18 protein-coding genes and 1 pseudogene are annotated in these 20,950 nt (G+C 57.8%); 11 read left to right on the top strand and 8 right to left on the bottom strand.

Features of this window, described 5'->3' with window-relative positions; translation table 11 throughout:
- Nucleotides 1-80: 80 nt before the first annotated feature.
- Entirely contained in the window at nucleotides 81-1,097 is a 1,017-nt protein-coding gene (locus tag RHE_RS16615; RefSeq protein WP_011426481.1) for an NAD-dependent epimerase/dehydratase family protein, read from the bottom strand.
- A 260-nt stretch (nucleotides 1,098-1,357) separates the two neighbouring features.
- Here RHE_RS16615 and RHE_RS16610 point away from each other — a divergent pair, with 260 nt between their 5' ends.
- Nucleotides 1,358-2,314 carry an endonuclease/exonuclease/phosphatase family protein gene (locus RHE_RS16610; protein ID WP_011426480.1) on the top strand — a complete coding sequence of 319 codons (957 nt, stop codon included), beginning with the start codon at nucleotides 1,358-1,360 and terminating at the stop codon, nucleotides 2,312-2,314.
- Nucleotides 2,315-2,357: 43 nt separating this feature from the next.
- Here RHE_RS16610 and RHE_RS16605 read toward each other — a convergent pair whose 3' ends face one another.
- From RHE_RS16605 to RHE_RS16595, 3 genes are all read right to left on the bottom strand, one after another.
- Nucleotides 2,358-2,663, bottom strand: a complete 306-nt coding sequence (locus tag RHE_RS16605; protein WP_011426479.1) for a hypothetical protein — start codon at nucleotides 2,661-2,663, stop codon at nucleotides 2,358-2,360.
- 134 nt (nucleotides 2,664-2,797) lie between these two features.
- Complete coding sequence (locus RHE_RS16600) at nucleotides 2,798-4,225, bottom strand: mannose-1-phosphate guanylyltransferase/mannose-6-phosphate isomerase (RefSeq protein ID WP_020922051.1); 1,428 nt, start codon at nucleotides 4,223-4,225, stop codon at nucleotides 2,798-2,800.
- Between the two features lie 35 nt (nucleotides 4,226-4,260).
- Nucleotides 4,261-5,685: a phosphomannomutase gene (locus RHE_RS16595; protein ID WP_011426477.1), complete on the bottom strand. Its 1,425-nt coding sequence runs from the start codon at nucleotides 5,683-5,685 to the stop codon at nucleotides 4,261-4,263.
- Between the two features lie 229 nt (nucleotides 5,686-5,914).
- Here RHE_RS16595 and ung point away from each other — a divergent pair, with 229 nt between their 5' ends.
- The 3 genes from ung to RHE_RS16580 all read left to right on the top strand — a co-directional run bounded on the left by ung (nucleotide 5,915) and on the right by RHE_RS16580 (nucleotide 8,300).
- Nucleotides 5,915-6,616 carry a uracil-DNA glycosylase gene (gene ung / locus RHE_RS16590; RefSeq protein WP_020922049.1) on the top strand — a complete coding sequence of 234 codons (702 nt, stop codon included), beginning with the start codon at nucleotides 5,915-5,917 and terminating at the stop codon, nucleotides 6,614-6,616.
- A 135-nt stretch (nucleotides 6,617-6,751) separates the two neighbouring features.
- Nucleotides 6,752-7,684, top strand: a complete 933-nt coding sequence (locus RHE_RS16585) for a VOC family protein (RefSeq protein WP_011426475.1) — start codon at nucleotides 6,752-6,754, stop codon at nucleotides 7,682-7,684.
- Nucleotides 7,685-7,694: 10 nt separating this feature from the next.
- Entirely contained in the window at nucleotides 7,695-8,300 is a 606-nt protein-coding gene (locus tag RHE_RS16580) for an alpha/beta hydrolase (RefSeq protein ID WP_011426474.1), read from the top strand.
- A 195-nt stretch (nucleotides 8,301-8,495) separates the two neighbouring features.
- Here RHE_RS16580 and RHE_RS31815 read toward each other — a convergent pair whose 3' ends face one another.
- Nucleotides 8,496-8,738 (bottom strand): KTSC domain-containing protein, encoded by a 243-nt coding sequence (locus tag RHE_RS31815; protein WP_073990393.1) that lies wholly within the window; start codon nucleotides 8,736-8,738, stop codon nucleotides 8,496-8,498.
- Between the two features lie 352 nt (nucleotides 8,739-9,090).
- Between RHE_RS31815 and RHE_RS16575 the strand changes: the two are divergent.
- A pseudogene (locus tag RHE_RS16575) lies at nucleotides 9,091-9,333 on the top strand (efflux transporter outer membrane subunit); the annotation flags it as partial.
- Between the two features lie 64 nt (nucleotides 9,334-9,397).
- On the top strand, nucleotides 9,398-10,189 hold the full coding sequence (locus RHE_RS16570; protein WP_042118932.1) for a metallophosphoesterase: 792 nt from the start codon (nucleotides 9,398-9,400) through the stop codon (nucleotides 10,187-10,189).
- A gap of 181 nt (nucleotides 10,190-10,370) precedes the next feature.
- Here RHE_RS16570 and RHE_RS16565 read toward each other — a convergent pair whose 3' ends face one another.
- Together RHE_RS16565 and RHE_RS16560 are read right to left on the bottom strand one after the other, a co-directional pair.
- Nucleotides 10,371-11,690, bottom strand: a complete 1,320-nt coding sequence (locus RHE_RS16565) for a UDP-glucose dehydrogenase family protein (protein ID WP_020922045.1) — start codon at nucleotides 11,688-11,690, stop codon at nucleotides 10,371-10,373.
- Between the two features lie 268 nt (nucleotides 11,691-11,958).
- Nucleotides 11,959-12,558, bottom strand: coding sequence for a transglutaminase-like cysteine peptidase (locus RHE_RS16560; RefSeq protein ID WP_011426471.1), 600 nt, complete (start codon nucleotides 12,556-12,558; stop codon nucleotides 11,959-11,961).
- A 302-nt stretch (nucleotides 12,559-12,860) separates the two neighbouring features.
- On the opposite strand from RHE_RS16560, the gene RHE_RS16555 reads away from it, so the two are divergent.
- The 5 genes from RHE_RS16555 (at nucleotide 12,861) to RHE_RS16535 (ending at nucleotide 19,611) form a co-directional block, all read left to right on the top strand.
- Nucleotides 12,861-14,270: an O-antigen ligase family protein gene (locus RHE_RS16555; protein WP_011426470.1), complete on the top strand. Its 1,410-nt coding sequence runs from the start codon at nucleotides 12,861-12,863 to the stop codon at nucleotides 14,268-14,270.
- A 301-nt stretch (nucleotides 14,271-14,571) separates the two neighbouring features.
- Nucleotides 14,572-15,783 carry a polysaccharide biosynthesis/export family protein gene (locus tag RHE_RS16550; RefSeq protein ID WP_011426469.1) on the top strand — a complete coding sequence of 404 codons (1,212 nt, stop codon included), beginning with the start codon at nucleotides 14,572-14,574 and terminating at the stop codon, nucleotides 15,781-15,783.
- An 85-nt stretch (nucleotides 15,784-15,868) separates the two neighbouring features.
- Nucleotides 15,869-16,582, top strand: a complete 714-nt coding sequence (locus RHE_RS16545; RefSeq protein WP_011426468.1) for a hypothetical protein — start codon at nucleotides 15,869-15,871, stop codon at nucleotides 16,580-16,582.
- 51 nt (nucleotides 16,583-16,633) lie between these two features.
- Nucleotides 16,634-18,910, top strand: coding sequence for a polysaccharide biosynthesis tyrosine autokinase (locus RHE_RS16540; protein WP_011426467.1), 2,277 nt, complete (start codon nucleotides 16,634-16,636; stop codon nucleotides 18,908-18,910).
- The gene (locus RHE_RS16535) at nucleotides 18,910-19,611 is read left to right on the top strand and encodes a hypothetical protein (protein ID WP_011426466.1); all 702 of its coding nucleotides are present in this window, start codon (nucleotides 18,910-18,912) and stop codon (nucleotides 19,609-19,611) included. The genes RHE_RS16540 and RHE_RS16535 overlap by 1 nt, the downstream gene beginning before the upstream one ends.
- Nucleotides 19,612-19,937: 326 nt before the next feature.
- Here the strand turns inward: RHE_RS16535 and RHE_RS16530 are convergent, their stop codons facing one another.
- On the bottom strand, nucleotides 19,938-20,645 hold the full coding sequence (locus tag RHE_RS16530) for an Ig-like domain-containing protein (protein WP_011426465.1): 708 nt from the start codon (nucleotides 20,643-20,645) through the stop codon (nucleotides 19,938-19,940).
- Nucleotides 20,646-20,950: the final 305 nt, after the last annotated feature.

Below are 20,950 nucleotides of genomic sequence, written 5' to 3'. Positions count from 1 at the left end.
AAGCGCGAAGGGAATTGCGTACAAAAGGTTAGAGCGGTTCTGCGCTTCCGTGGAAAGCTGAACCGCTCTAGCAACGCGCTTCAGGCATCCAGTTCGCGACGCACATCGATATACCAGTCGACGAAGGCCTCGACGCCGACATCCAGTGTCGTGTCTGGCTTGTATCCCGTCAGTGCCACGAGAAGATCGGGAGCCGCGAAGGTGCGCGGCACGTCACCCTTCTGCATTGCCAGCATCTTGCGAATAGCACGACGGCCGAGCGCTTTTTCCACCGTCTCCACGAAATCCATCAGGCTGACGGGCTGACCGCCGCCGATATTGACGACGCGGAAGGGCGCCTGGCGCGAAAGCGTTTCGATCCCAGCGTCACCGAGGCGATTTTCCTCGCTCGGGGCAATTGCCGACAACCTGACGATCGCTTCGATGAGGTCGTCGATATAGGTGAAGTCGCGGCTCATATTGCCTTCGCCGTAGATCTCGATCGGCTGGCCTTCGAGCATGTTCTTGGCGAATTTGAACAGCGCCATATCGGGCCGGCCCCATGGGCCATAGACGGTGAAGAAACGGAAGGCCGTCGTCGGAATCTTGTGGAGATGGGCATAGCTGTGCGCCATCAATTCCATCGATTTCTTCGTCGCGGCATAGATGGTCAGCGGCTCGTCGGCGCGATCGGTCTCGCGGAAGGGGACAGTCGCGTTGGCGCCATAGATCGATGATGTCGAGGCCAGCATCAGATGGCGGACTTCAACCCGCCGGGCGATTTCCATGATGTTCCACGAGCCTTCGACGTTCGAATGTATATACGCTTCAGGATTTTCCAGGCTGTAGCGGACTCCGGCTTGCGCGGCGAGATGGATCAGGATGTCAGGCGCGGCCGCGGAGACTGCCGCCTCCAGTGCCGGCCGGTCCTCAAGCATTGATATGACAGGTCGGAAGGCCGGAAACTGAGAGAGTGCCGCGTGCCGCATCTCTTTGAGCTTGACATTGTAATAAGGAGTGAGGCCGTCGAAGCCCGTCACCTCATGCCCTTCCTGCAGCAGGCGCCTGGCCAGATGAAAACCGATAAAGCCGGCAGTGCCTGTAATGAAGTAGCGCATTCCCACCTTTTTCTCGGCTCCCTGCCGACGGCAAAAGCCGATTCCGTAAATGGCACCCACTTACAGGATAAAAAGAGGCCGAGTCGATAGGCGTTTGAAAGATAGCAGCTGATGCGAGGCCGCTGTCATCGTCTCCGGACATTATGCTGCATTGCACCATAACAGCTTGCATGTTATGGGCGGCGGGTCGTCCTGAGCACGATGCCGAAAAGATTGAGCGATTTTCGGACGACATCCCGTTCAGGCGGAACCAGGGATTGATGAGAAACATAGTCTATTGGATTCTCTCTGCGTTTCTGACCCTGGCCCTTGCGGTCGTGTCGCTGCGCTATCTCACGAACTTCTGGCTACTCTCCTTCATTTACAGTTTTCAGATCCATCTCGGCCTCACATTCGCCGCCGCCAGCCTCCTCATCCTGGCTGTCAGAAGACATGCTTACGGCTTTGTCCTTCTGCTTGTCTCGCTGCTCCTCACGGCGCACGGCGTTATCATGCTACGTGAATTTGCGGAGGACGACAGGGGTGCGGGAACGGCGCCGCTTTTTCGTCTGATGACGTTCAACGTTGCGATCGATAACTGGAAAAATTCGACCGCCATCGCGGATACGGTGATCGCTTCGAACGCCGATGTCGTCAATCTGCTCGAAGCCAAGCCGCTGACGTTCCATCTGCAGCGATTGTTCAAGGTCTATCCGTATCATATCGGCTGCGACAACGGCAAAGACAGCTGCGATACGCTGGTGCTGTCCAAACGCCCGTTCGTAACCCGCCAGGTCACGAGCATCGGCAGCTTGCGGAAAGACAGGCTGGTCGCAGCGAGCGTCGATTTCGGCGGGCAAACCGTCAATCTCGTATCGGCCCATCTGACCAAACCCTATTTCGACGATTACCAGATGAAAGAGTTGGACGATCTCAGCAAAGCGCTTGATGCGAGCTCAGGTCCGCTGGTGCTGTCCGGCGATTTCAATTCGTCGTCGATCGCCCCCAGCATTCAGGCTCTCCTGCGCGAGCAGAAGCTGAAGACTATGGCGCCCGAACCGGCGACATGGCCGATCGCCGCCGGCCGGTTCGGTATCGCCATCGATCACATATTCGCGCGCGCGCCGCTTCATCTGACCTCGTTGAAACGCCTCGACGACAATCTCGGCTCCAACCATTCAGGCCTGATCGCCGAATTCGTTGTCGATAAGAGCGGCGAGACGGCGCCGGCACAATAAACAGGCAAGACAAGCCAAACAGGCAAGACAAGCCGGGCCGAAATCAGAATCTGGTTCGGCCGCCCTTGCGGTCGATCATCTGAAAATTCTTGCCGTCAGTCTTCACGTTGACGCAGTCGGTCGACTTGTCGGGAAATCGGACACAGACCTCGCCATTGTTGATCTTGTAGCCATTCTTGCTGCCCTCGCGATATTCATAGCCGTTGCTGCCTTCTTTCAGCTCCGACGTGCCGGGCAGATGCTGGCGGATTTCCGCCTCGCTTGCGGCGCGCATGGTCGCCGTTTGGGCAAAGGCGATGGCCGGCAGCAGGATTGAAAAAAATCCGGCGAGGGCGGGCAGGGTACGCATCAGAGGACATCTCCTGTCAGGTCTGTCGGCTCATTCATTCTACGAGAATCCAGCAAGGGAATTCAACAGGGATGGTGGTCATGCCGGAGGCGCCGGCAGGCTGATCTGGCCCGCCGGTCGTTCTGGCGCTTGGCTTACGTTCTTCCGAATTCGTCGACGATGCGGATGATATCATCCTCGCCGAGATAGGAGCCCGTCTGAACCTCGATGAGCTCGAGAACGATCTTGCCGGGGTTGGCGAGACGATGAACTTCGCCGAGCGGGATATAGACGCTTTCGTTCTCGCGCAGCATCTGCACGTTGTCGCCGATCGTCACCTCGGCGGTTCCCTTTACGACAACCCAGTGCTCGGAGCGATGATGGTGTTTTTGCAGCGAAAGTTTCTTGCCCGGCGTGACGAAGATGCGCTTCACCTGAAAGCGGTCGCCGTTGAAGATGGAGGTATAGCCGCCCCACGGTCGGTACGATGTCGGATGCGTTTCGGTGAATTTCGCCGTGGCGGAAGCAGAGGCCAGCATCTTGACCAGCTGCCCAACATTCTGGCTGTCCTTGAGCGGACCGACATAGACGGCGTCCTCGCTGGCGATGACGGCGACGTCGTCCATGCCCTGGACGGCAAGGTGCACGCCGTGGGTCATGACGAGCGAGTTGCGGGTATTGACGACGGTCGTGTTTGCGGCCGCGACATTGCCGTTGTCGTCGCGGACGCCGGATTTCCAGACCGCATCCCAGCTTCCCATATCGGACCACTTGAATGGCGAGGGGACAACGGCGGCCTTCGAGGTCTTCTCCATGATCGCATAGTCGATGGAGATATCAGGGCTTTTGGCGAAATGATCGGCATCGAGGCGGGTGAAGTCGAGATCGCGGCTTGCCTTGGAAACAGCCTTGCCTGCCGCCTTCAGTACGTCGGGCGCATATTCCTGAAGTTCGGCAATCAGCTCTGTCACCGGAAACATGAAGATGCCCGAGTTCCAATAGAAGCCGCCATCGGCCAGCATCTGCTCGGCCTTGTCCAAGGCCGGCTTTTCCACGAAGCGGCTGACCTTGTGGGCGCCGTTTCCGAGCGCTTCGCCGATTTCGATATAGCCGTACCCTGTCGCGGGCTCGGTGGGATTAATGCCGAAGGTGACGAGCTTGCCAGCAGCGGCCGCATCGCGGGCGATGCGGATGCAATCGAAATAGCTTTTGTCGGCAAGGATCTCGTGATCCGAGGCGAGCATCTGGATGATCGTGTCCTTGCCGAAGAGCTCGGCGGCGAGCGTCGCGGCGGCGGCGACCGCTGCGGCGGTGTTGCGGGCAACGGGCTCGAGCAGCACGGCGGCGAGCGGAATGGCAAGTGCGCGGGCCTGCTCGGCGACCAGGAAGCGGAACTCCTCGTTGGTGACAACGATCGGGGCTTCATAGAGCGCCGGGTCGGAAACGCGTTCGAGGGTGTCCTGGAACAGAGTCTTGTTGCCGACGAACTGGATGAATTGTTTCGGCGCGGTGGCACGGGAAAGCGGCCAGAGCCGGGTGCCTTTGCCGCCGGCCATGATCACGGGAACGATTTTCTGCGTCATAGGCGGGTTCCTTGAAATACGTTTTCGTCGCATGATTATCGGGCGCCTGCCCAGTCTCTAATTCGATTGAGCCCTGCCTGCAGCAGGGTCAGAGCCGCAGTTTCGCTTCCGGCCTCGACGTAGCAGCGCATTTCCGGCGCGTTGCCGGACGGGCGGAAATGGATGATCCCGCCATCTCCGAGCGTCACCCGAAGGCCGTCTATGTCGGATTTCGCCGCCACCTCGCCGACCGGCCGCAGGAAAGCGGAGAGATTTTCATCCGAGGCGCGCAGATATCCCATCAGCGCCGCACTGGTCTCGACCGCGAAATTTTCCAGGCGGTCGGCGGCGGCAAAGGGCAAACGATAGGAGGCAGCGATGACAGAGAGCGGCTGCCGACGTGTGGCGGCCTGCGACAGAATCGCCAGCATCGGGACGAAGCAATCGCGCGTCGGCAGGGCACGCACGGTTCTGCCGTTGATAACGAAGGGGGTTGCGGTCAGCAGCCCGCCATTGGCCTCGAAGCCCATCACGTGATCTCGCCCAGCGGCGACGGCTTCTTCCATGCCTGTTATGACGAAGGGCGAGCCGACGCGGGTGCGCGTGACGGCAAAGGAGCCTGCTGCCTCGATACCGGAATTGGAGGTCACCGGTGTCACCACCGTGCCGGCTCCAAGGAAATTGGCTGCCACCAGACCGAGAAGATCGCCGCGCAGTGGCGTGCCGGTTTCGTCGGCGACCAGCGGGCGGTCGCCGTCGCCATCGGTCGAGACGATTGTATCGAAGCTGTTATCGGAGACCCAGCGCTTCATCAGCGTGATGGTTTCCTCGGAAACGGCTTCTGTATCGACCGGAATGAAGCTTTCCGAACGCCCAAGAACGGTGACCTCAGCGCCATAATGGGCAAGCACGTCGACCAGGAGATCACGGGCGACGGTGCTGTGCTGGTAGACGCCGATCTTCAGGCCGGACAGCGCGCCTTGCGGAAGCAGGGCCGTATTGCGTTCGAAAAAGAGCTGTCGACAGATCGCCTCACGATCTTCCATCGCCGCTGGCGCCTGGTTCACCGCTTCGCCGCTTTTCTCGATTTCGGCGGCCAAGGCGGTAATCGCAGCCTCGTCCGATTTGTCGATCTCGCCGTCCGGACGGTAGAACTTGATGCCGTTGCGGTCCGCCGGAATATGAGAGCCGGTTATCATCAGGCATGCGGCCTTGCTTTCAAGACCATAAAGAGCAAGGGCTGGCGTCGGGACATTGCCGCAGTCGAAAATGCGGAAGCCGAGCGCGGCAAGCGCGCCAGCGCAATTGCCCGAGATTTCGGGGCTGGAATCGCGAAAGTCGCGGCCGATCAAAATGACGTCGCCGGTCTGTGCCTTGCCGCTTTTCAGCAGATATTTGCCGAACGCCATCGCGTAGAGAGCCGAGGCGCGACCCTTGAGATCCACTGAAAGTCCGCGAAGGCCGCTCGTGCCGAATTTCATTTGAAGAGGTGTCTCCAGTTTACAATCAAGGTTCTACTCAGGCCGCCTGCCGGCGTAAATACCGAAGCCGTCATATAGTTAAACACGAACGACGATGCCTCGGACAGCCTCTCGCAGTCTTCTCTCGCCGATCCTAAAGACGTAGACCCATTGCCGACAGGCATTGCAGCGTAGATCGATTTTGTTAGAACCGTGTGTCCATTGTTTCGTCCATGCCGAAGGGTTCCTGATGAGCGATACATCCGTCAGTCTCGATGAGAGCTGGAAGGCCGCGCTGGCGGGGGAGTTTTCAAGCCCCTATATGCAACAACTCAAATCCTTCCTCGTCGCGCAGAAACGAGTGGGCAAGCGGATCTTCCCGAAGGGCAGCGAATATTTCCGCGCTCTCGATCTGACCCCGATTGCCAACGTCAAGGCCGTCATCCTCGGACAGGATCCCTATCACGGGCTTGGGCAGGCGCATGGACTATGCTTCAGCGTCCGACCTGGCGTGCGCATACCACCCTCGCTCGTCAATATCTACAAGGAGATGGAGACGGATCTCGGCATAGCGCCAGCGCGCCATGGTTTTCTCGAACATTGGGCAAGGCAGGGCGTGCTCCTGCTGAACAGCGTGCTGACGGTCGAGGAAGGGCAAGCGGCCGCCCATCAGGGCAAGGGGTGGGAGCGCTTCACTGATGCGATTATCGGCAAAGTCAATGACGAATGCGAATCCGTCGTCTTCATGCTCTGGGGCTCCTATGCCCAGCGCAAGGCCGCATTTGTCGATACGGCGCGGCATCTGGTGCTCAAGGCGCCGCATCCCTCGCCGCTTTCGGCCCATAACGGCTTCTTTGGCTGCAAACATTTTTCCAAGGCGAATGCCTTCCTCCAGTCCCGCGGGCGGCCGCCGATCGACTGGCAATTACCGGCAGATCCTCACGGCGGCTGAAGTGAACGCGGCCCCATCTTCGTTCACTAATGATAGACAATGCGTTTTGGTCTCAGGGTCTATTCCGGAGGCCGGGTGAGGCGCATTTATGATCCATCAAAAGCCCGCGAACGGCGGGCAAGAAAGGGGTCTCATATGCTCGATCAGATCAAGGGTCTGCACCACGTCACGTCGATGGCGGAGGACGCCCGCACCAACAATCAGTTTTTCACCCATGCGCTCGGCCTGCGTCGCGTCAAAAAGACCGTCAATTTCGATGCGCCTGATGTCTACCACCTCTACTATGGTGATGAGACCGGTGCGCCCGGCACGATCATGACCTATTTCCCGTTCCCGAAGATGGCGCAGGGCCGGCCCGGGACCGGGGAGGTCGGCACCACGGTATTTTCCGTTCCGCAGGACTCGCTGGGCTTCTGGAACGATCGCTTTGCCGCACTCGGCGTCGCCGGCCTGAAGGCGGAGGAAAGCTTCGGCGAAAAGCGTCTGAACTTCTCCGGCCCGGATGGCGATGGCTTCGCGCTCGTCGAGGTCAAGGACGATGACCGCGAGCCGTGGACGCATGGCGGCATCAGCGAGGATCACGCTATTCGCGGCTTCCACTCCGTTGCCTTGCGGCTGAGGGATGAAGGCGCCACCGCTGAACTGCTGAAGTTCATGGGCTACGAAGTCGCCGAGGAAAAGGAGGGGGTCAAGCGCCTGATCAGGCCCGGCGGCAACGGCGCGCACCTCATCGATCTTGAAACCATGCCGAACATTGCCCGCGCGCTTCCCGGCGCCGGCTCCGTCCACCATGTCGCCTTTGCCGTCGAAAATCGCGAAAAGCAGCTCGAAGTGCGCAAGGCGCTGATGGATACCGGCTATCAGGTCACGCCTGTCATCGACCGGGATTATTTCTGGGCGATCTATTTCCGCACGCCGGGCGGTGTTTTGTTCGAGGTCGCGACCAATGAGCCCGGCTTCGACCGTGACGAGGATACGGCTCATCTCGGCGAAGCGCTGAAGCTGCCGCAGCAGCACGCTCATCTTCGCGCCTTGCTCGAGCAGCATCTGCAGCCGCTCGAAGCGTAAGGAGGGCGAGATGACCGAAACAGGATATGTGCACCGGCTGCATGCCGGTGCACCTGACAAACCTATTCTGCTCGTCCTGCACGGCACCGGCGGCGACGAAAACCAGTTCTTCGATCTTGGCCGGCGGCTGTTGCCGGAAGCAACGATTCTTTCGCCGCGCGGCGATGTTTTCGAATATGGCGCGGCGCGGTTCTTCCGCCGCACCGGGGAAGGGGTCTACGACATGTCCGACCTTTCACGCGCGACGGAGAAGATGGCGGCCTTTGTCAAGGCATTTGCCGACGAATATCGGGCTTCTCACATTCTCGGCCTGGGTTTCTCGAACGGCGCAAATATTCTTGCCAATGTGCTGATCGAAAAGGGCATCTTCGACGCGGCGGTTCTGATGCATCCGCTCATTCCGTTTCAGCCCGAGGCTCGCTCGACGCTCGCGGGAAGAAAGGTGTTGGTGACAGCCGGGCAGCGGGATCCGATCGCTCCGATCGCGATGACCCAGGCGCTGTCTGCGCACCTGGAGGGCCGGGGCGCGGAGGTCAGGACGGTCTGGCATGCCGGTGGGCACGAGATCGCGCCATCGGAGATCAATGCGGTTGGCGACTTCCTCGGCGGCTATTGACCTGTGCCAGCACAGTGGCCAAGACAGCAAGCGGGGCCGGCGAATGCCGGCCCCGCATCGTTGCAACGATGATCATCTCGTCGTTGATCGACATTATCCATAGCGCGTCGCGATCTTTCAGATTCGCTCCTTGCGCTTTAAGTCCCCGATTACAGGTCGTTGCCGCAAACCGCAGCACAGTTTGCGCAACGTGCTTTAGGGGCGATGAGGATATTTGCCCCTTATTGCCTTCATGTAAAAATTCCCCGGTGATTCTGCCATCGTCAAACCGACGACGACGCCTTTGGGGACACCTTCATATTCTCGTCTCTGACCGTTGGTCAGATAGACCCGTAGATGCCGGCTGTCTTCGTCGTAGCTGATCGCCTCGATAAGTTTCGAATCAACCGCAGTTTCCACTTTGCACCCCGCAGTTTTGGATCTGAGATTACTGGTCAAGAATTGTCATTCACGCTCGCAGCGCACCATATTTATGCGGCGTCGCAGGGCCGTCAAGCGTGATCTGCTTTAACGTTCATTTTTTCCAGGAGCCTCTCGCTATAGTTGATATATGCAGCTTTTTCGAAGGCCTCACCTGTGGAAAGTCAATCGTTTCGAGTTCTTCCAGGCATGGAAATACTGGATGACACAGCCGAACGTGAAAGAATCGATCCCGTAGACATAAGCTTAACCAGAGGTTAAGCATCATGTACTAAAATACAACCTGTTATTAATCGCGATGTCTTCTCAACTATGGATAGGTACAGAACGCCGATTTCCGCGGCAGCCGTTTTGCTATCGCTGGTGAGCTGCGGCACTTCGCACCCAGGGGAAGATCATGCAGGAGACTCTTGCGCTTTCAATCGCGAGCTACAAGGATGGACAGTCCCCGTTGCTTGATGTGTTGGGAGCGCAGCGTTCTGTCGCGACCGCGCAGGCGAGCCTGGCGCGAGCGGTTCAGCAAACGGCGAAGGATCATGTCGTTCCGAATTTGGCAAGAGGTTGCGGCTACATTGTCGACGCCGCGATCAGGCCAACTTCTTATGAACACTGAGCTGCATGCCATTGCAGCGATAGATGGGAAATCGATCAACCCGCCACGCGGTCGGGTCTCATAAATGGGTTACATGTCTAATTATCTAGGACGGTGGCGACAACAGATACCGATACTGGCCGGCAATCGTAAGCAGCGCGCTCGGCTGACCTTTGCCGAAGGCGACTTCGCTGCGGTCTACGCCATGAGCGATGTTCACGGATGTTACGACGAACTCGTCGACGTACATCGCCGCATCGAGGAGGACGCAGCACGCATTCAAGGGCCGAAACTCATTGTCATGCTCGGCGATTATGTCGATCGTGGACCCGATTCGAGCGCGGTTCTGGAGTTCCTGAGCAAGAACCCGCCGCCAGGATTTCAGCGTCTGGTTCTTTGCGGCAATCACGATGCTGAGTTGGTGAAGCTCTATCGCAAACCGGCGGGCATTCTCGAATGGCTGGGTTTCGCGGGGACGGAGACGCTGCACTCATATGGCATCGATATCGAGCATCTCCTGCAGTCGGCGGCGGGAACTGAAACGATCGCCCGCGTCATTCGCAATATGATACCCGAGCGGCATATCCAGTTCCTGGAGTCGCTGCCGATCATGCTGCGCATGGGCAGGGTGGTGTTTGTGCATGCAGGCGTCAGACCCGGCATCGATCTTAAGAAACAAAAAGACAGCGACCTCATGTGGATCCGGCAGCCCTTCCTGGACGAGGGACCGCAGCTTCCTGTCCTCGTGATCCACGGGCATACTCCGGGGCGAGCCCCGACATTCGGTCCGCAACGCATCGGCATCGACACCGCGGTTTCAGCGACGGGCCGGCTGACCGTACTGACGATCAAGGGGACACGGGTAGGGCTGCTTTAGAGCCTTCGGACGCTCAAAGGACGCGTTGCCCTCTAAATCCACGTGTCGTGCTTTCCGAAAATCGATTCCGATCTTTAAGCCGATGCGCTGGGCGAAGAGAGCGTGGCGCACGCTTCAAAAAAACAGACGCCGCGGGATTGTGCCCGCGGCGTGAGAAGGTTCACATAATTGCCAGGCGCTGTCAGGCGTGCTGGTAAAGGTTGGTCCCGATCCCGGTATAGGTAAAGCCGTGTTTGCGGATCTCGTCACTGCGGTAGATGTTGCGCAGATCGACCAGGACCGGAGCGCGCATCGACTGCTTCAAGCGATTGAAATCGAGTGCGCGGAACTGATTCCATTCGGTGACGATGACGAGGGCATCGGCGTCGGCAGCGGCTTCGTAAGGGCCGTTCGCATATTCGATGTTCTCGATGACCTTGCGGGCATTGTCCATACCCTCGGGATCATAGCCGACGACCTGGGCGCCGGCGTCCTGCAGCGTCTGGATGATGGCGATGGCCGGGCTGTCGCGCATGTCGTCGGTGTTCGGCTTGAAGGTCAGTCCGAGGATGGCGACTTTCTTGCCGCGAATGTCTCCGCCGACGGCCGAAATGACCTTGCGGCCCATCGCCCGCTTGCGGTTGTCGTTGATCGAGATCGTCGTTTCGATCAGACGGACCGGTGCATCATAATCCTGCGCGGTTTTGGCAAGGGCAAGCGTATCCTTGGGGAAGCACGAACCGCCGTAACCCGGACCGGCGTGCAGGAACTTGGAGCCGATACGGCCATCGAGGCCGATGCCGCGCGAAACGTCCTGGACGTTTGCGTCGACCCTTTCGCAGAGATCGGCGATCTCGTTGATGAAGGTGATCTTCATGGCGAGGAAGGCGTTGGCCGCATATTTGATGAGCTCGGAGGTGCGGCGGCTCGTGAAGACCAGGGGAGCCTGGTTGAGGTAAAGCGGACGATAGACTTCGGTCATCGTCTCGCGTGCCCGGTCGTCGTTCAGTCCGACGACGATCCGATCAGGACGTTTGAAATCCTCGATCGCTGCGCCTTCGCGTAGGAATTCGGGATTGGAGACGACGGCGACGTCAGCCGAAGGATTGGTTTCCCGCACGATGCGTTCGACCTCGTCGCCGGTGCCGACCGGTACTGTCGACTTGGTGACGATGACGGTGAAGCCCTCCACATAGGTGGCAATCTCGCGCGCAGCCGCATAGACGTAGGAGAGATCGGCATGGCCGTCGCCGCGACGGGACGGCGTACCGACCGCGATGAAAACGACGTCGGCGCCACGAACGCTTTCGCCGACATCCGTCGAGAACGACAGGCGGCCAGTGCTGGTGTTTTCAGCAACCAGTTGATCGAGACCCGGCTCGTAAATCGGAATACGGCCCTCGCGAAGGGCCTCGATCTTGCTCAGATCCTTGTCGACGCAGATGACGTCGTGGCCGAAATCCGCAAAGCAAACGCCTGAAACGAGGCCGACATAGCCTGATCCAATCATCGTGATGCGCATATTTCCCTCAAATCATTAGAGTAGAACGTCATGCTGCGTCGCAGCATGGCGTTCGTCATACTCAATCTGGGCCAAAAGACAATATCGAAGATCGCTTAATACCCACATCGGAAGTCGCATTGAGGGTGCAGCTGTTCGTTGCCGGTCACCCGCTCGACAGCAAAAACATAGGTTTATGTGGGCGATATGACAAGTCGAGCCGTTCGTGAGAGCCGGCTCGACTTCAATCCGGAAATGAGACGGATTGCTCTATCGGCTGCCTCGGCTGCTACAGACGGTACCAGACGTACGGGTCTGTTCCCGATTGGATCTTGTCCCAGCGCAGATCCGTATCGCGCCAGTTCTTGATGCTGCTTTGCCTGTTGTCGAGCACCAGGTCGCCCTTGTCGGTTCTTACCACGAGGACGGCGTGCCCTTCGCCGGAGGGTGTAAAGGCCGTTGCGATCCGCAAGGCGCGCGATGACCAGCCCATCGCCATCAGGCGGCTGCGCTTGGTCAATGCAAAGTCTTCGCAGTCGCCGCTGCGCACATTCACCTTCCAGACATCGCCGTTCAGTTCGTTGCGGGAATCGTTGCGGCCGATCATGGTACGATTGACGGTGTTGTTCACATCCTTCAGCTGCAGCATTTCCTTGTCCGTCAGTACGATGACCGACAGTCCGTTATTGTCGCGGCATTCGGCAGGGTTCTGGGCGCAGAACAGCACCTGGGCGAAGGGCGGAACGATCTTGCCTTTTTCGGAGATATAGCTGACCTCCGAACCGCTGGTCAGGCCGCGGGCGAAACCTGCGGGGCCGGCCGCGAATGCAGAGCAAGCATTCCCCGCTGCAAAAGCCAGTGCCAGAAGTGTAACGAAGGTTCTCTTCATCTCTTAATCCCCGTCAGGGCAAGCGATTGCGATCAGGCTTGCCTTTTGGCTCAGTCAATGGCATGGCGATTTAGCGATCTGCCAAGTATTGGGCACAGAACGTCTGTCCCGTTTCTGCTGCTTGAAGGAGCATAAGCGGGGTCCTGTCTCGATTGGCTTAAGCCATTCGCGACAATTTTAACGATGTGGAATTCTGTTGCACTTTAACACGCAAGCGCTTGATCTGCAACTTATGTTAGTACGAGTATATTAACCGTAATGGTTGTGATTGCCTCGTTTTGGCTGCTGGTGAGTGAAGTCGAATGTTATCCAACCTCATCAACAGGCAGGTTTTGCGGGAGGCGATTCTCGTTGTCTTCATCGGCCTGGTGATATTGACGCTCATTCCTTTTGGAAGTGTCACACCTTTGCCCCTCGCCTTCGCCGCAATCGGTATGTTTGCTCTCGCCATCGTTTCGGTATTGCTGTTTGCGGAGCCAAGACAAACCAGCTGGGTGTTCAAGATCGCCTTGCTTTTGCTCGTCGTGCTGACGAGCTGGACATTTATCCAAACGCTCGAACTGCCGGCCAATTGGCTGGCAAATCCCGCCTGGGGCGCTGCACGCGATCTGGCGGGCGTCCAATATGCGGCGATCTCCGTCGAACCGGCCGACACGCTTGCCTCGATACTCTGGGTGGCTCTGCCTTTCGTGACTTTTCTGACCGGACTTATCTTGTGCGATACCGATCAACGAGCGCGGAAAGTGCTGGCCAGCCTGGGGCTTGCGGCGGGGGGCATCGCCGTTTTCGGCCTGCTGCAATTTTCGATGTTTCCCAACATCCTGATCGTCATAGAAAAACACGCCTACCTCGATAGCTTGACGGCCGTCTTCGTCAACCGCAATACCGCTGCGACCTTCCTCGGGTTGGGAACGTTGCTCATGCTGACGCTGGTCAGGGACATTGCCCGTTCCTATTCAACCCGTCCGCCCGGCGAGCCAGGTCGAAACCTTCTGCTCTTGAGAACGTGGGTCTATGTTCTGCTCCTGTGCGCATGTTTCACCGCGTTGATGCTGAGCCGATCACGCGCCGGAATATTCGCGACCTTTGTTGCCGCGCTCATCTATTTTCCCTGGCTTGTCGTCAATTGGAACAGCTCGAGGCGATATTTAACACCGGCTCCGAGATGGCGCTCGGTATTGAAGCTGCTCTCGGCGGTCATTTTCATCGTCCTGTTGCTGAGCTTGTTTGCAGGGCAGGCGATTTTGCGCGCGCAGGAGCGGCGGCTCGAGGATGATGATCGTTTCTGTATTCTGCCGGGCATATGGCGCGCCATTTCGGATCACTGGTTAACGGGGACGGGTCTTGGAACCTTCCGCACCGTGTTTTCTGCCTACCGCGATCCGGCCTGCGGCATCTTCGGGATTTTTGATCGCGCACATAATTTCTATCTGGAGGGATTTCTGGGGCTGGGGGTTACGTTTCCGGTTGCGACGCTTCTTGCTTTCGCAGTGCTTGCGAGGGTTTTCTGGCGCGGGCTCTCCGCGCGGCGGCGCCTGAGGCACTATGTTCTGCTCGGAATAGCGGCGACGGTTCTGGTCACTCTTCATGCCGCGGTCGACTTTTCGCTGCAAATCCCTGGTTTCGCGGTATTTTTCTCCGCATTCTTGAGCGCCGTCGTTGCGATCAGCCTCGGCCGCAGTCACGGCGAAACGGATCGCCATTATGGGTGACCGGTCCGCACCTAATGGTTTAAATGAATGGAATTTATGAAGGTTTTTCGAAAATGCCGATTGAATCAGGGCTGCGGGTTGACTCTTAAACGCAAGAAATTTTATAGCGGACCAGCCTTTTGATTTTTGCCGGCGTCAGAGAGCCGGGCTGAGGCCGTTCGTTTGCTGAAGGGCTCGGCGTTGCCGGGCTGCCACAGTTAGAGAATGATAAACGGCGTTCGGTAATTATTGATCAGGGATTGTCTTGTAATTTGTCCGATTGCGGAGCAGTAGCTTCAAGGGCGTCAACACGGGTTATTCTATGGGTTGTTTTCCTGTCGGTAGTACACGCGTCGCCATTGTTGTAGCGCTAACGAGTATATTGGCAAGCTGCACGTCCTTGCCAAGATCCGGTCCAGATCACAAAGATGTCGATCGAGGGGCGGCGGTAAAGGTAACAACGAAGGAGCGTCGCGTCGGTATCGACTACGCCCTGGTTGATCTAAGCAAGAACGTTCTGTCCTATTTCACCTCTCCGCAGCCGACCTCCTTCAAGGGTTTTGGCGGTGGGCGCGGCGGTGCGCCTGAAATTCCGCTCGGTTATGGCGATGTCGTCGAGGTTGCGATTTTCGAAGCTCAGTCCGGCGGTCTCTTCATTCCCTCCGACGCCGGTAGCCGGCCCGGCAATTATATCTCTCTGCCGGCGCAGACCATCGATAGAAACGGAACGATCACGATCCCCTATGCGGGTCGCGTTCCGGCTGCCGGTCGTCTGAAGGAGACCGTTGAGCAGGATGTCGAGGATCGTCTGGCCAGTCGCGCAATCGAGCCGCAGGTGGTTATCACCACGACGACCAACCGCTCCAGTCAGGTGGCAGTGCTGGGTGACGTCAACAATCCTCAGCGCGTTCAGATCAGTCCGGCCGGTGAGCGCATTCTCGACGTTATTTCTGCCGCGGGCGGTTTGACGACCAATAACATCGAAACGAATGTGACGCTGCAGCGCCGCGGCAGAACGGCGACCGTCGCCTACAATACGCTGTTGAAAAATCCGGCGGAGAACATCTATGTCGCGCCGGATGATACGATCTCGGTCGATCATGAGCGCCGCACCTTCCTGGCGCTCGGCGCCGCCGGCGTCAGCGGCCGGTTCGATTTCGAAGAGTCGGATCTGACTCTCGGAGAGGCCATCGCGAAGGCGGGCGGCTTGCGCGACGACCGTGCGGATCCAGCCCAGGTCCTGCTCTATCGCCTTGTCCCGAGGAAGACTCTTGCGGCGATGCATGTAGATACGACGCGGTTTGCGGGCGATACGGTTCCGGTGATTATCCGCGCCAATCTCCGTGATCCGGCAACCCTGTTTGCCGCTCAGCAATTCAAGATGGAAGACAAGGATATTATCTATATTTCCAATTCGGACTCTATCGAATTGGTCAAGTTCCTTGACATCGTAAACTCGGTATCGTCCACTGTTGCCGGCGTGACGGACGACGCACGCGATACCCGTAGTGCGGTGCGAGAGCTCGGGCGCTGATTGGGGAAATAGCCGGCGCCGATCGCAAACGATCGGTGCCGGTGGCCTGTTTCCGATAGAGGATTTGATGAAGGAAGCCACCTTTATGGCACGGTTTAGTGTGCATCGTAAACTTGCATATAGCGGAATTCTCGCGGCAATTTTTGTCGGCATGACTTCGAACGCCTTTGCGGCTGCTTGCCTGGGTCCCGCAAGCCTGACTTCCGTTGATGTCAGCGGGTTTACGGCCAATCCCGCCCTTCTGCTCGATATGTCCGATCCCTTGGTTCTGTCGTCGCGTGTTCGTGCGCTGGTCGGAAGCAGCAATGACGCGCTGTCGCCGGTGATCGAGCAGGCCAAGAAGGCGAATGCCGCACAGATGGCGGCTATCGGCTCCGGTCTCGCGCGGGCGGCAAACAGCTGCCAGGTGTCAGATCCGCAATTCAAGCTGATTATCGAAAAGGCTGTCGCCGAGGCGGCGAGCGCCGATCCGAACCTCGGGCCGCTGCTCGCTGCCTTTGCAAAGGTCCTGGCCGAAGGCGGTACCGCGGCGCTCGGCCCCGGCGCAAGTGCTGCCGCCGCAGCACCCGGCATCGGCAATGATGGGCAGGTTGGACAAACCGGCCCGGGATCAGACGATGGCACGCCTTTCGACGGCGCTGCGACGACTGCCGGTACGCTGACAGTCTCGAACGCAGATTCCGACTCGTCTTCGAGCACCACTAGTACCACCACTACGTTTGTCAGCACGAATGGGGGAGGACAGTCGTCCACTGACACGACGGAGTCGACAAGTCAGAGTGTCCCGGTCACACAATAGCTGGAATTGCCTGTAGATCTTGGCGCTTGACGCCTTTGTTGGAGATCGAAATTGCTGTCGCCAGATAAACTTACGCCGCGTATCGACGCTTCCCGCGATACAGGAAACGAAGCTGATTTCATCGATTTCGACAAGCTGATCGCAATCGTTCGCCGGCAATGGCGGATCGTCGCGGTGTGCGCTTTCGCCTTCGCCATTCTTGGTGTCGTCTATGTCCTGACTGCGGTGCCGGTCTACACGGCCGAGACCAAAGTGCTGATCGACCGCAGCGACAATCAGATGATTAATCAACTGGCGGCTTTCGGCCAGCTGGACGATGACGAGGGCACGGTCCTCAGTCAGGTCGAGCTGTTGAAGTCCGACACGATCGCCTATGCGGTCGTAGACAAGCTGAAACTTGTCGACGATCCTGTGTTCACGGCGCAAAAGAACTCGCTTTTTTCTGTCGCAACGCTGAAATCCCTGGTCAATTTTCGCTCCTGGTTTGCCGATGACGGGGCCGTTGCTCCCGATGCGGAAATGAAGCGGCGATGGGCTGCGGAAACCGTCGCCGGAAATATCGATGTCGAGCGTGTCGGCAAATCCTACGTCCTCGACGTCAGCTATACCTCGCAGTCGCCGGATCTGGCGCGAGAAATTGCCGCCGCCATCGCCGATGTTTATCTGGTTGATAAGCTCAATTCGAAATATGAGGCGACCCGCCGGGCCGGCGAGTGGCTGCAGGAGCGTATCGAAGAACTCCGGCAACAGGCGCTGGACACCGACCTCGCAGTGCAGAAGTTCCGCAGCGAGCATGGACTTGTCGAGGCAGGATCGGGCACTTTGCTCAGCGAGCAGCAGCTTTCCGAGCTGAACAGCCAGTTGATCAAGGCTCAGGCCGAAACGGCGCAGGCCGAGGCGAAATATACCCGCATCAAGTCGATCATCGAAGCCAAGCAGACCGATGCGATCGTGACCGATGTGCTTGACAGCTCGATTTCAAACGACCTTCGCAAGAAATATCTGGAAGCTTCGAAGCTCGAGGCTGAGATCGAGGCGCGGCTTGGTCCCGACCACGTCCAGGCGGTTCGGCTCCGTGCTGAGATGGCCGAATATGAGCGGCTCATGTTTGACGAGCTGAATCGCATCGCCGAGAGCTACCAGAGCGAACTTACGGTTGCGCAATCCCGCGAAAAATCGCTGCGTGACAGCGTCGATAAGGCAACGGGTGTGGCCGCAACGGCCGGCGAGACGCAGGTACAGCTCCGCGAGCTCGAGCGGACGCGGGATACTTATAAGAACCTCTATCAGAGCTTCCTGGCGCGCTATCAAGAAGCGATCCAGCAGCAGAGCTTCCCGATTACCGCCGCACGTATCATCACGACTGCGGAGACGCCGACAAAGCCGAGCGCGCCGAAAAGAAGCCTCGTCATCGCTTTCGCCATGTTCCTGGGTTGCGCGTTCGGTAGCGGCATTGGAGCTTTCCGTGAATTCCGCGATCGCTTCTTCCGCACCGGTGACGATGTGAAGGACATGCTCGACGTCGAATCTCTTGGCGTCATGCCGTTGATCGAGAACAACGTCGAGGATCCGACGCTCGTCGATCCCGGGAATCCCCGAAGCATCGCCAGGGGCGGCAAGACCACGACTTATGTCGAGGAGCATCCGCTGTCGGCTTTCGCCGAGACGCTTCGAAGCGCGAAAATCGCGATCGATATCAGTGCGTCCGACCAGCGCTGCAAAGTCATCGGTGTGGTGTCGAGCTTGCCCGGTGAAGGTAAGTCGACAACAGCCATCAATTTTGCCAAGCTTTTGGCCATGCAAGGTGCACGGTGCCTGCTTATCGACGGCGATATGCGAAATCCGGGAGCGACGCGGGCCATCGGCCGCCACGCGGAAGCCGGCTTGCTTGAAGCAATCGTCGATAATCGTCCGCTGAAGGATCTCATTCTCCTCGACCCCAGAACAAAGCTCGCATTCCTGCCGACCGTGGCACGGTATCGCGTTCCGCATTCGTCGGAGCTGCTTGCGTCGCGCGGCATGGATCAGCTTCTCGAGCTTGCGCGTCAAAGTTTCGATTACATTATCGTCGACTTGCCTCCTCTGGCTCCGGTGGTGGATGCACGCGCCATTAACCCGAAGCTCGACGCGGTCGTGTTCGTGATCGAGTGGGGCAAGACTTCGCGGAAGGTGGTTCAGTCGACACTGTTGTCGGAGCCGGATCTCTATTCGAAGTGCGTCGGCGCCATATTGACCAAGGTCGATCCAGCGCAGATGAAGCTCTACCGGACATTCGGTTCCAGTGAGTATTATTATAAGCGCTATTCGCGGTACTATACCGAAAGCTGATGCTCGGCATTCGGTATGTTTCGCCCACGAGAATCGTTTTCCTCATCGCCGCCGTTGTCTTTACGGTGCTGGCTGGCCGACAGCTCTATGCTTCGATAAGGACGGCCAGCATTTCGCTCGTTGCCGAGAGGATAGAACGTGGCGAAACTGTCCCGAACGATATCACCGGCAGATATGCGGCGCGCGCTGTCGAGGTGATCGAAGGGCACTATTGCCGATCTGACATCGTCGCCGCCGGCGTCACGCTCGTACTGACGCAGCTCGATCGACAAAACGTCAATGGCAACTACGACGCTTGGGCCGCTGCCGCGTCAAATGCGCGTCAATATTTGCGCCATGCCCTCTCGTGCATGCCGACGAATAGCAACTTTTGGCTTCGACTTGCCGCTGTGCAGTCGAAAATCGCAGAAGAGCCGGTCTCGATTGCGGAAATGATGGAGCGTTCGGTCGTGCTCGCGCCCCACGATCAAGGAATGATTCTGTCGCGGTTTTATTTCTGGAACAATTTTACCAGCGTGACGCTTTCCGCGGCAAACACTGCGCTTGATAGCGATCTCACCACAATGCTGAAACTTGGCGATCGCTGCATGGTCAATGCCGCGATAAAGAAGATCAACCCGCAGCTCCGCCCGATCTTCGATCGAACTTGGGCGAGCGTGGGAGAGGGAGCGACAGCGCGGTTTCGGCAGCGCTGCGGCTGATAATCGTTCTCCGCCATTCCTGAAGAGCTGCAAGCTTAAGCTGTCTAAACCCGCATCTGAGATGAAATATTGCCAGAGCGGAAAAGGCACGTCGTGATAACAACATGCGAGAAATAAAGAGTTGGCGTGTCAGCCCGAAAATCGGAATTCGATTTTCGGAAAGCGCGACACCAGAAATGCGAACGTAACAGCGTCCTTTGCGCGTCCTGTAAGACGCCCGTTACTCAGTGATGCCATCGGCTAAATTTCGTGACGGTACTGGTTGATAGCCGACAACGTCCGCCGCGCAAGCAGCGGGCGTTGCATCATCGACGGTTTATCGATGATCAGACGGTGGCGCCGGAGACGACGTCCGTGCCCGTAATGTTGAGCGTGAGAACGCCGACATCCGTATGGCCCTGACCATCGGAGATCTTGTAGTACTGGATGGTTTCGGTGATATGGTCTCCCGGAGCGATGTCCGAGGCTAGGTCATAGGTAAACGAGCCGTCCGCCTTGACGTGGAAGGTCCCATAAGTACCGGCAATGTTCGTTGTTGCGGTCGGGTCGCCGTTTACGCTGGTGTTGCCGAACTGACGCAGGAAAAGGTGGCCATTGTCGCCAGGAATGTCGTTAGTCAGCAGATTGCCGCCGATGGCGTCGCCCTCGTTGAAGCTGAGATGGTCGTCAATAGCAATCGGCTTTACCTGAGTGACACCCTGGATATTCAGCGTGAATAGGCCGAAATCGGTATGGCCCGCGCCATCGGAGATTTTGTAGGAAACCTTTTCGTGGAGCGTCTCACCGGCTGTGAAGCCGACCTTTGCAGCATCGCTCAATACGTAAGTATAGCTTCCGTCCGGCTTGACGTAGAACGTGCCGTAGTCGCCTGCGATTGCGGTAATCTGATTGTTGCCCTGCTTAGCACCAACGCTCTGCTGGTCGAAGGCGCGTAGGAAAAGGTTGCCATCGGATGTGTCGTTGCTGAGCAGGTTCCCGGAAATGACGTCGGTTTCCAGAAATGTTGCAGTATCGTCGGTTGCGTGAATAGCCATCTGTGTCTCTCCTTGAATTTGATCTTCGCCGGTCACTTTTGACTTCAGCGAGCCGCATGATTAATGGTATCTTAATACATGGAGTCAAGCGTGTAGTTAACAACAGATAAGCACTTGAGAGTGTATTGATCGATAGCGATACGCGTACAACATACATAAGTCGATGAAAGTCTTAAATATTATAGTTTTAACAATTAGTGATCGTCTAAGCCGTTGCCGTCGTGTTGGATCGGTCTTGGGGTTAGTGAAATCATTATTCAATGGCAAATGTAGTAAGGTTGCCCGGTGGTGTATAACCACGAAGT

Source organism: Rhizobium etli CFN 42, from assembly GCF_000092045.1.
Classification (GTDB): Bacteria; Pseudomonadota; Alphaproteobacteria; order Rhizobiales; family Rhizobiaceae; genus Rhizobium; species Rhizobium etli.
Note: the sequence above shows the minus strand (reverse complement) of the source record. Positions and strands in the feature narration are given on the sequence as shown.

Excerpts from the sequence above, each read along its gene's own strand:
- RHE_RS16615 (WP_011426481.1), bottom strand. The coding sequence starts at position 1,097 with ATGCGCTACTTCATTACAGGCACTGCCGGCTTTATCGGTTTTCATCTG.
- RHE_RS16610 (WP_011426480.1), top strand. The coding sequence starts at position 1,358 with ATGAGAAACATAGTCTATTGGATTCTCTCTGCGTTTCTGACCCTGGCC.
- RHE_RS16605 (WP_011426479.1), bottom strand. The coding sequence starts at position 2,663 with ATGCGTACCCTGCCCGCCCTCGCCGGATTTTTTTCAATCCTGCTGCCG.
- RHE_RS16600 (WP_020922051.1), bottom strand. The coding sequence starts at position 4,225 with ATGACGCAGAAAATCGTTCCCGTGATCATGGCCGGCGGCAAAGGCACC.
- RHE_RS16595 (WP_011426477.1), bottom strand. The coding sequence starts at position 5,685 with ATGAAATTCGGCACGAGCGGCCTTCGCGGACTTTCAGTGGATCTCAAG.
- ung (WP_020922049.1), top strand. The coding sequence starts at position 5,915 with ATGAGCGATACATCCGTCAGTCTCGATGAGAGCTGGAAGGCCGCGCTG.
- RHE_RS16585 (WP_011426475.1), top strand. The coding sequence starts at position 6,752 with ATGCTCGATCAGATCAAGGGTCTGCACCACGTCACGTCGATGGCGGAG.
- RHE_RS16580 (WP_011426474.1), top strand. The coding sequence starts at position 7,695 with ATGACCGAAACAGGATATGTGCACCGGCTGCATGCCGGTGCACCTGAC.
- RHE_RS16570 (WP_042118932.1), top strand. The coding sequence starts at position 9,398 with ATGGGTTACATGTCTAATTATCTAGGACGGTGGCGACAACAGATACCG.
- RHE_RS16565 (WP_020922045.1), bottom strand. The coding sequence starts at position 11,690 with ATGCGCATCACGATGATTGGATCAGGCTATGTCGGCCTCGTTTCAGGC.
- RHE_RS16560 (WP_011426471.1), bottom strand. The coding sequence starts at position 12,558 with ATGAAGAGAACCTTCGTTACACTTCTGGCACTGGCTTTTGCAGCGGGG.
- RHE_RS16555 (WP_011426470.1), top strand. The coding sequence starts at position 12,861 with ATGTTATCCAACCTCATCAACAGGCAGGTTTTGCGGGAGGCGATTCTC.
- RHE_RS16550 (WP_011426469.1), top strand. The coding sequence starts at position 14,572 with ATGGGTTGTTTTCCTGTCGGTAGTACACGCGTCGCCATTGTTGTAGCG.
- RHE_RS16545 (WP_011426468.1), top strand. The coding sequence starts at position 15,869 with ATGGCACGGTTTAGTGTGCATCGTAAACTTGCATATAGCGGAATTCTC.
- RHE_RS16535 (WP_011426466.1), top strand. The coding sequence starts at position 18,910 with ATGCTCGGCATTCGGTATGTTTCGCCCACGAGAATCGTTTTCCTCATC.
- RHE_RS16530 (WP_011426465.1), bottom strand. The coding sequence starts at position 20,645 with ATGGCTATTCACGCAACCGACGATACTGCAACATTTCTGGAAACCGAC.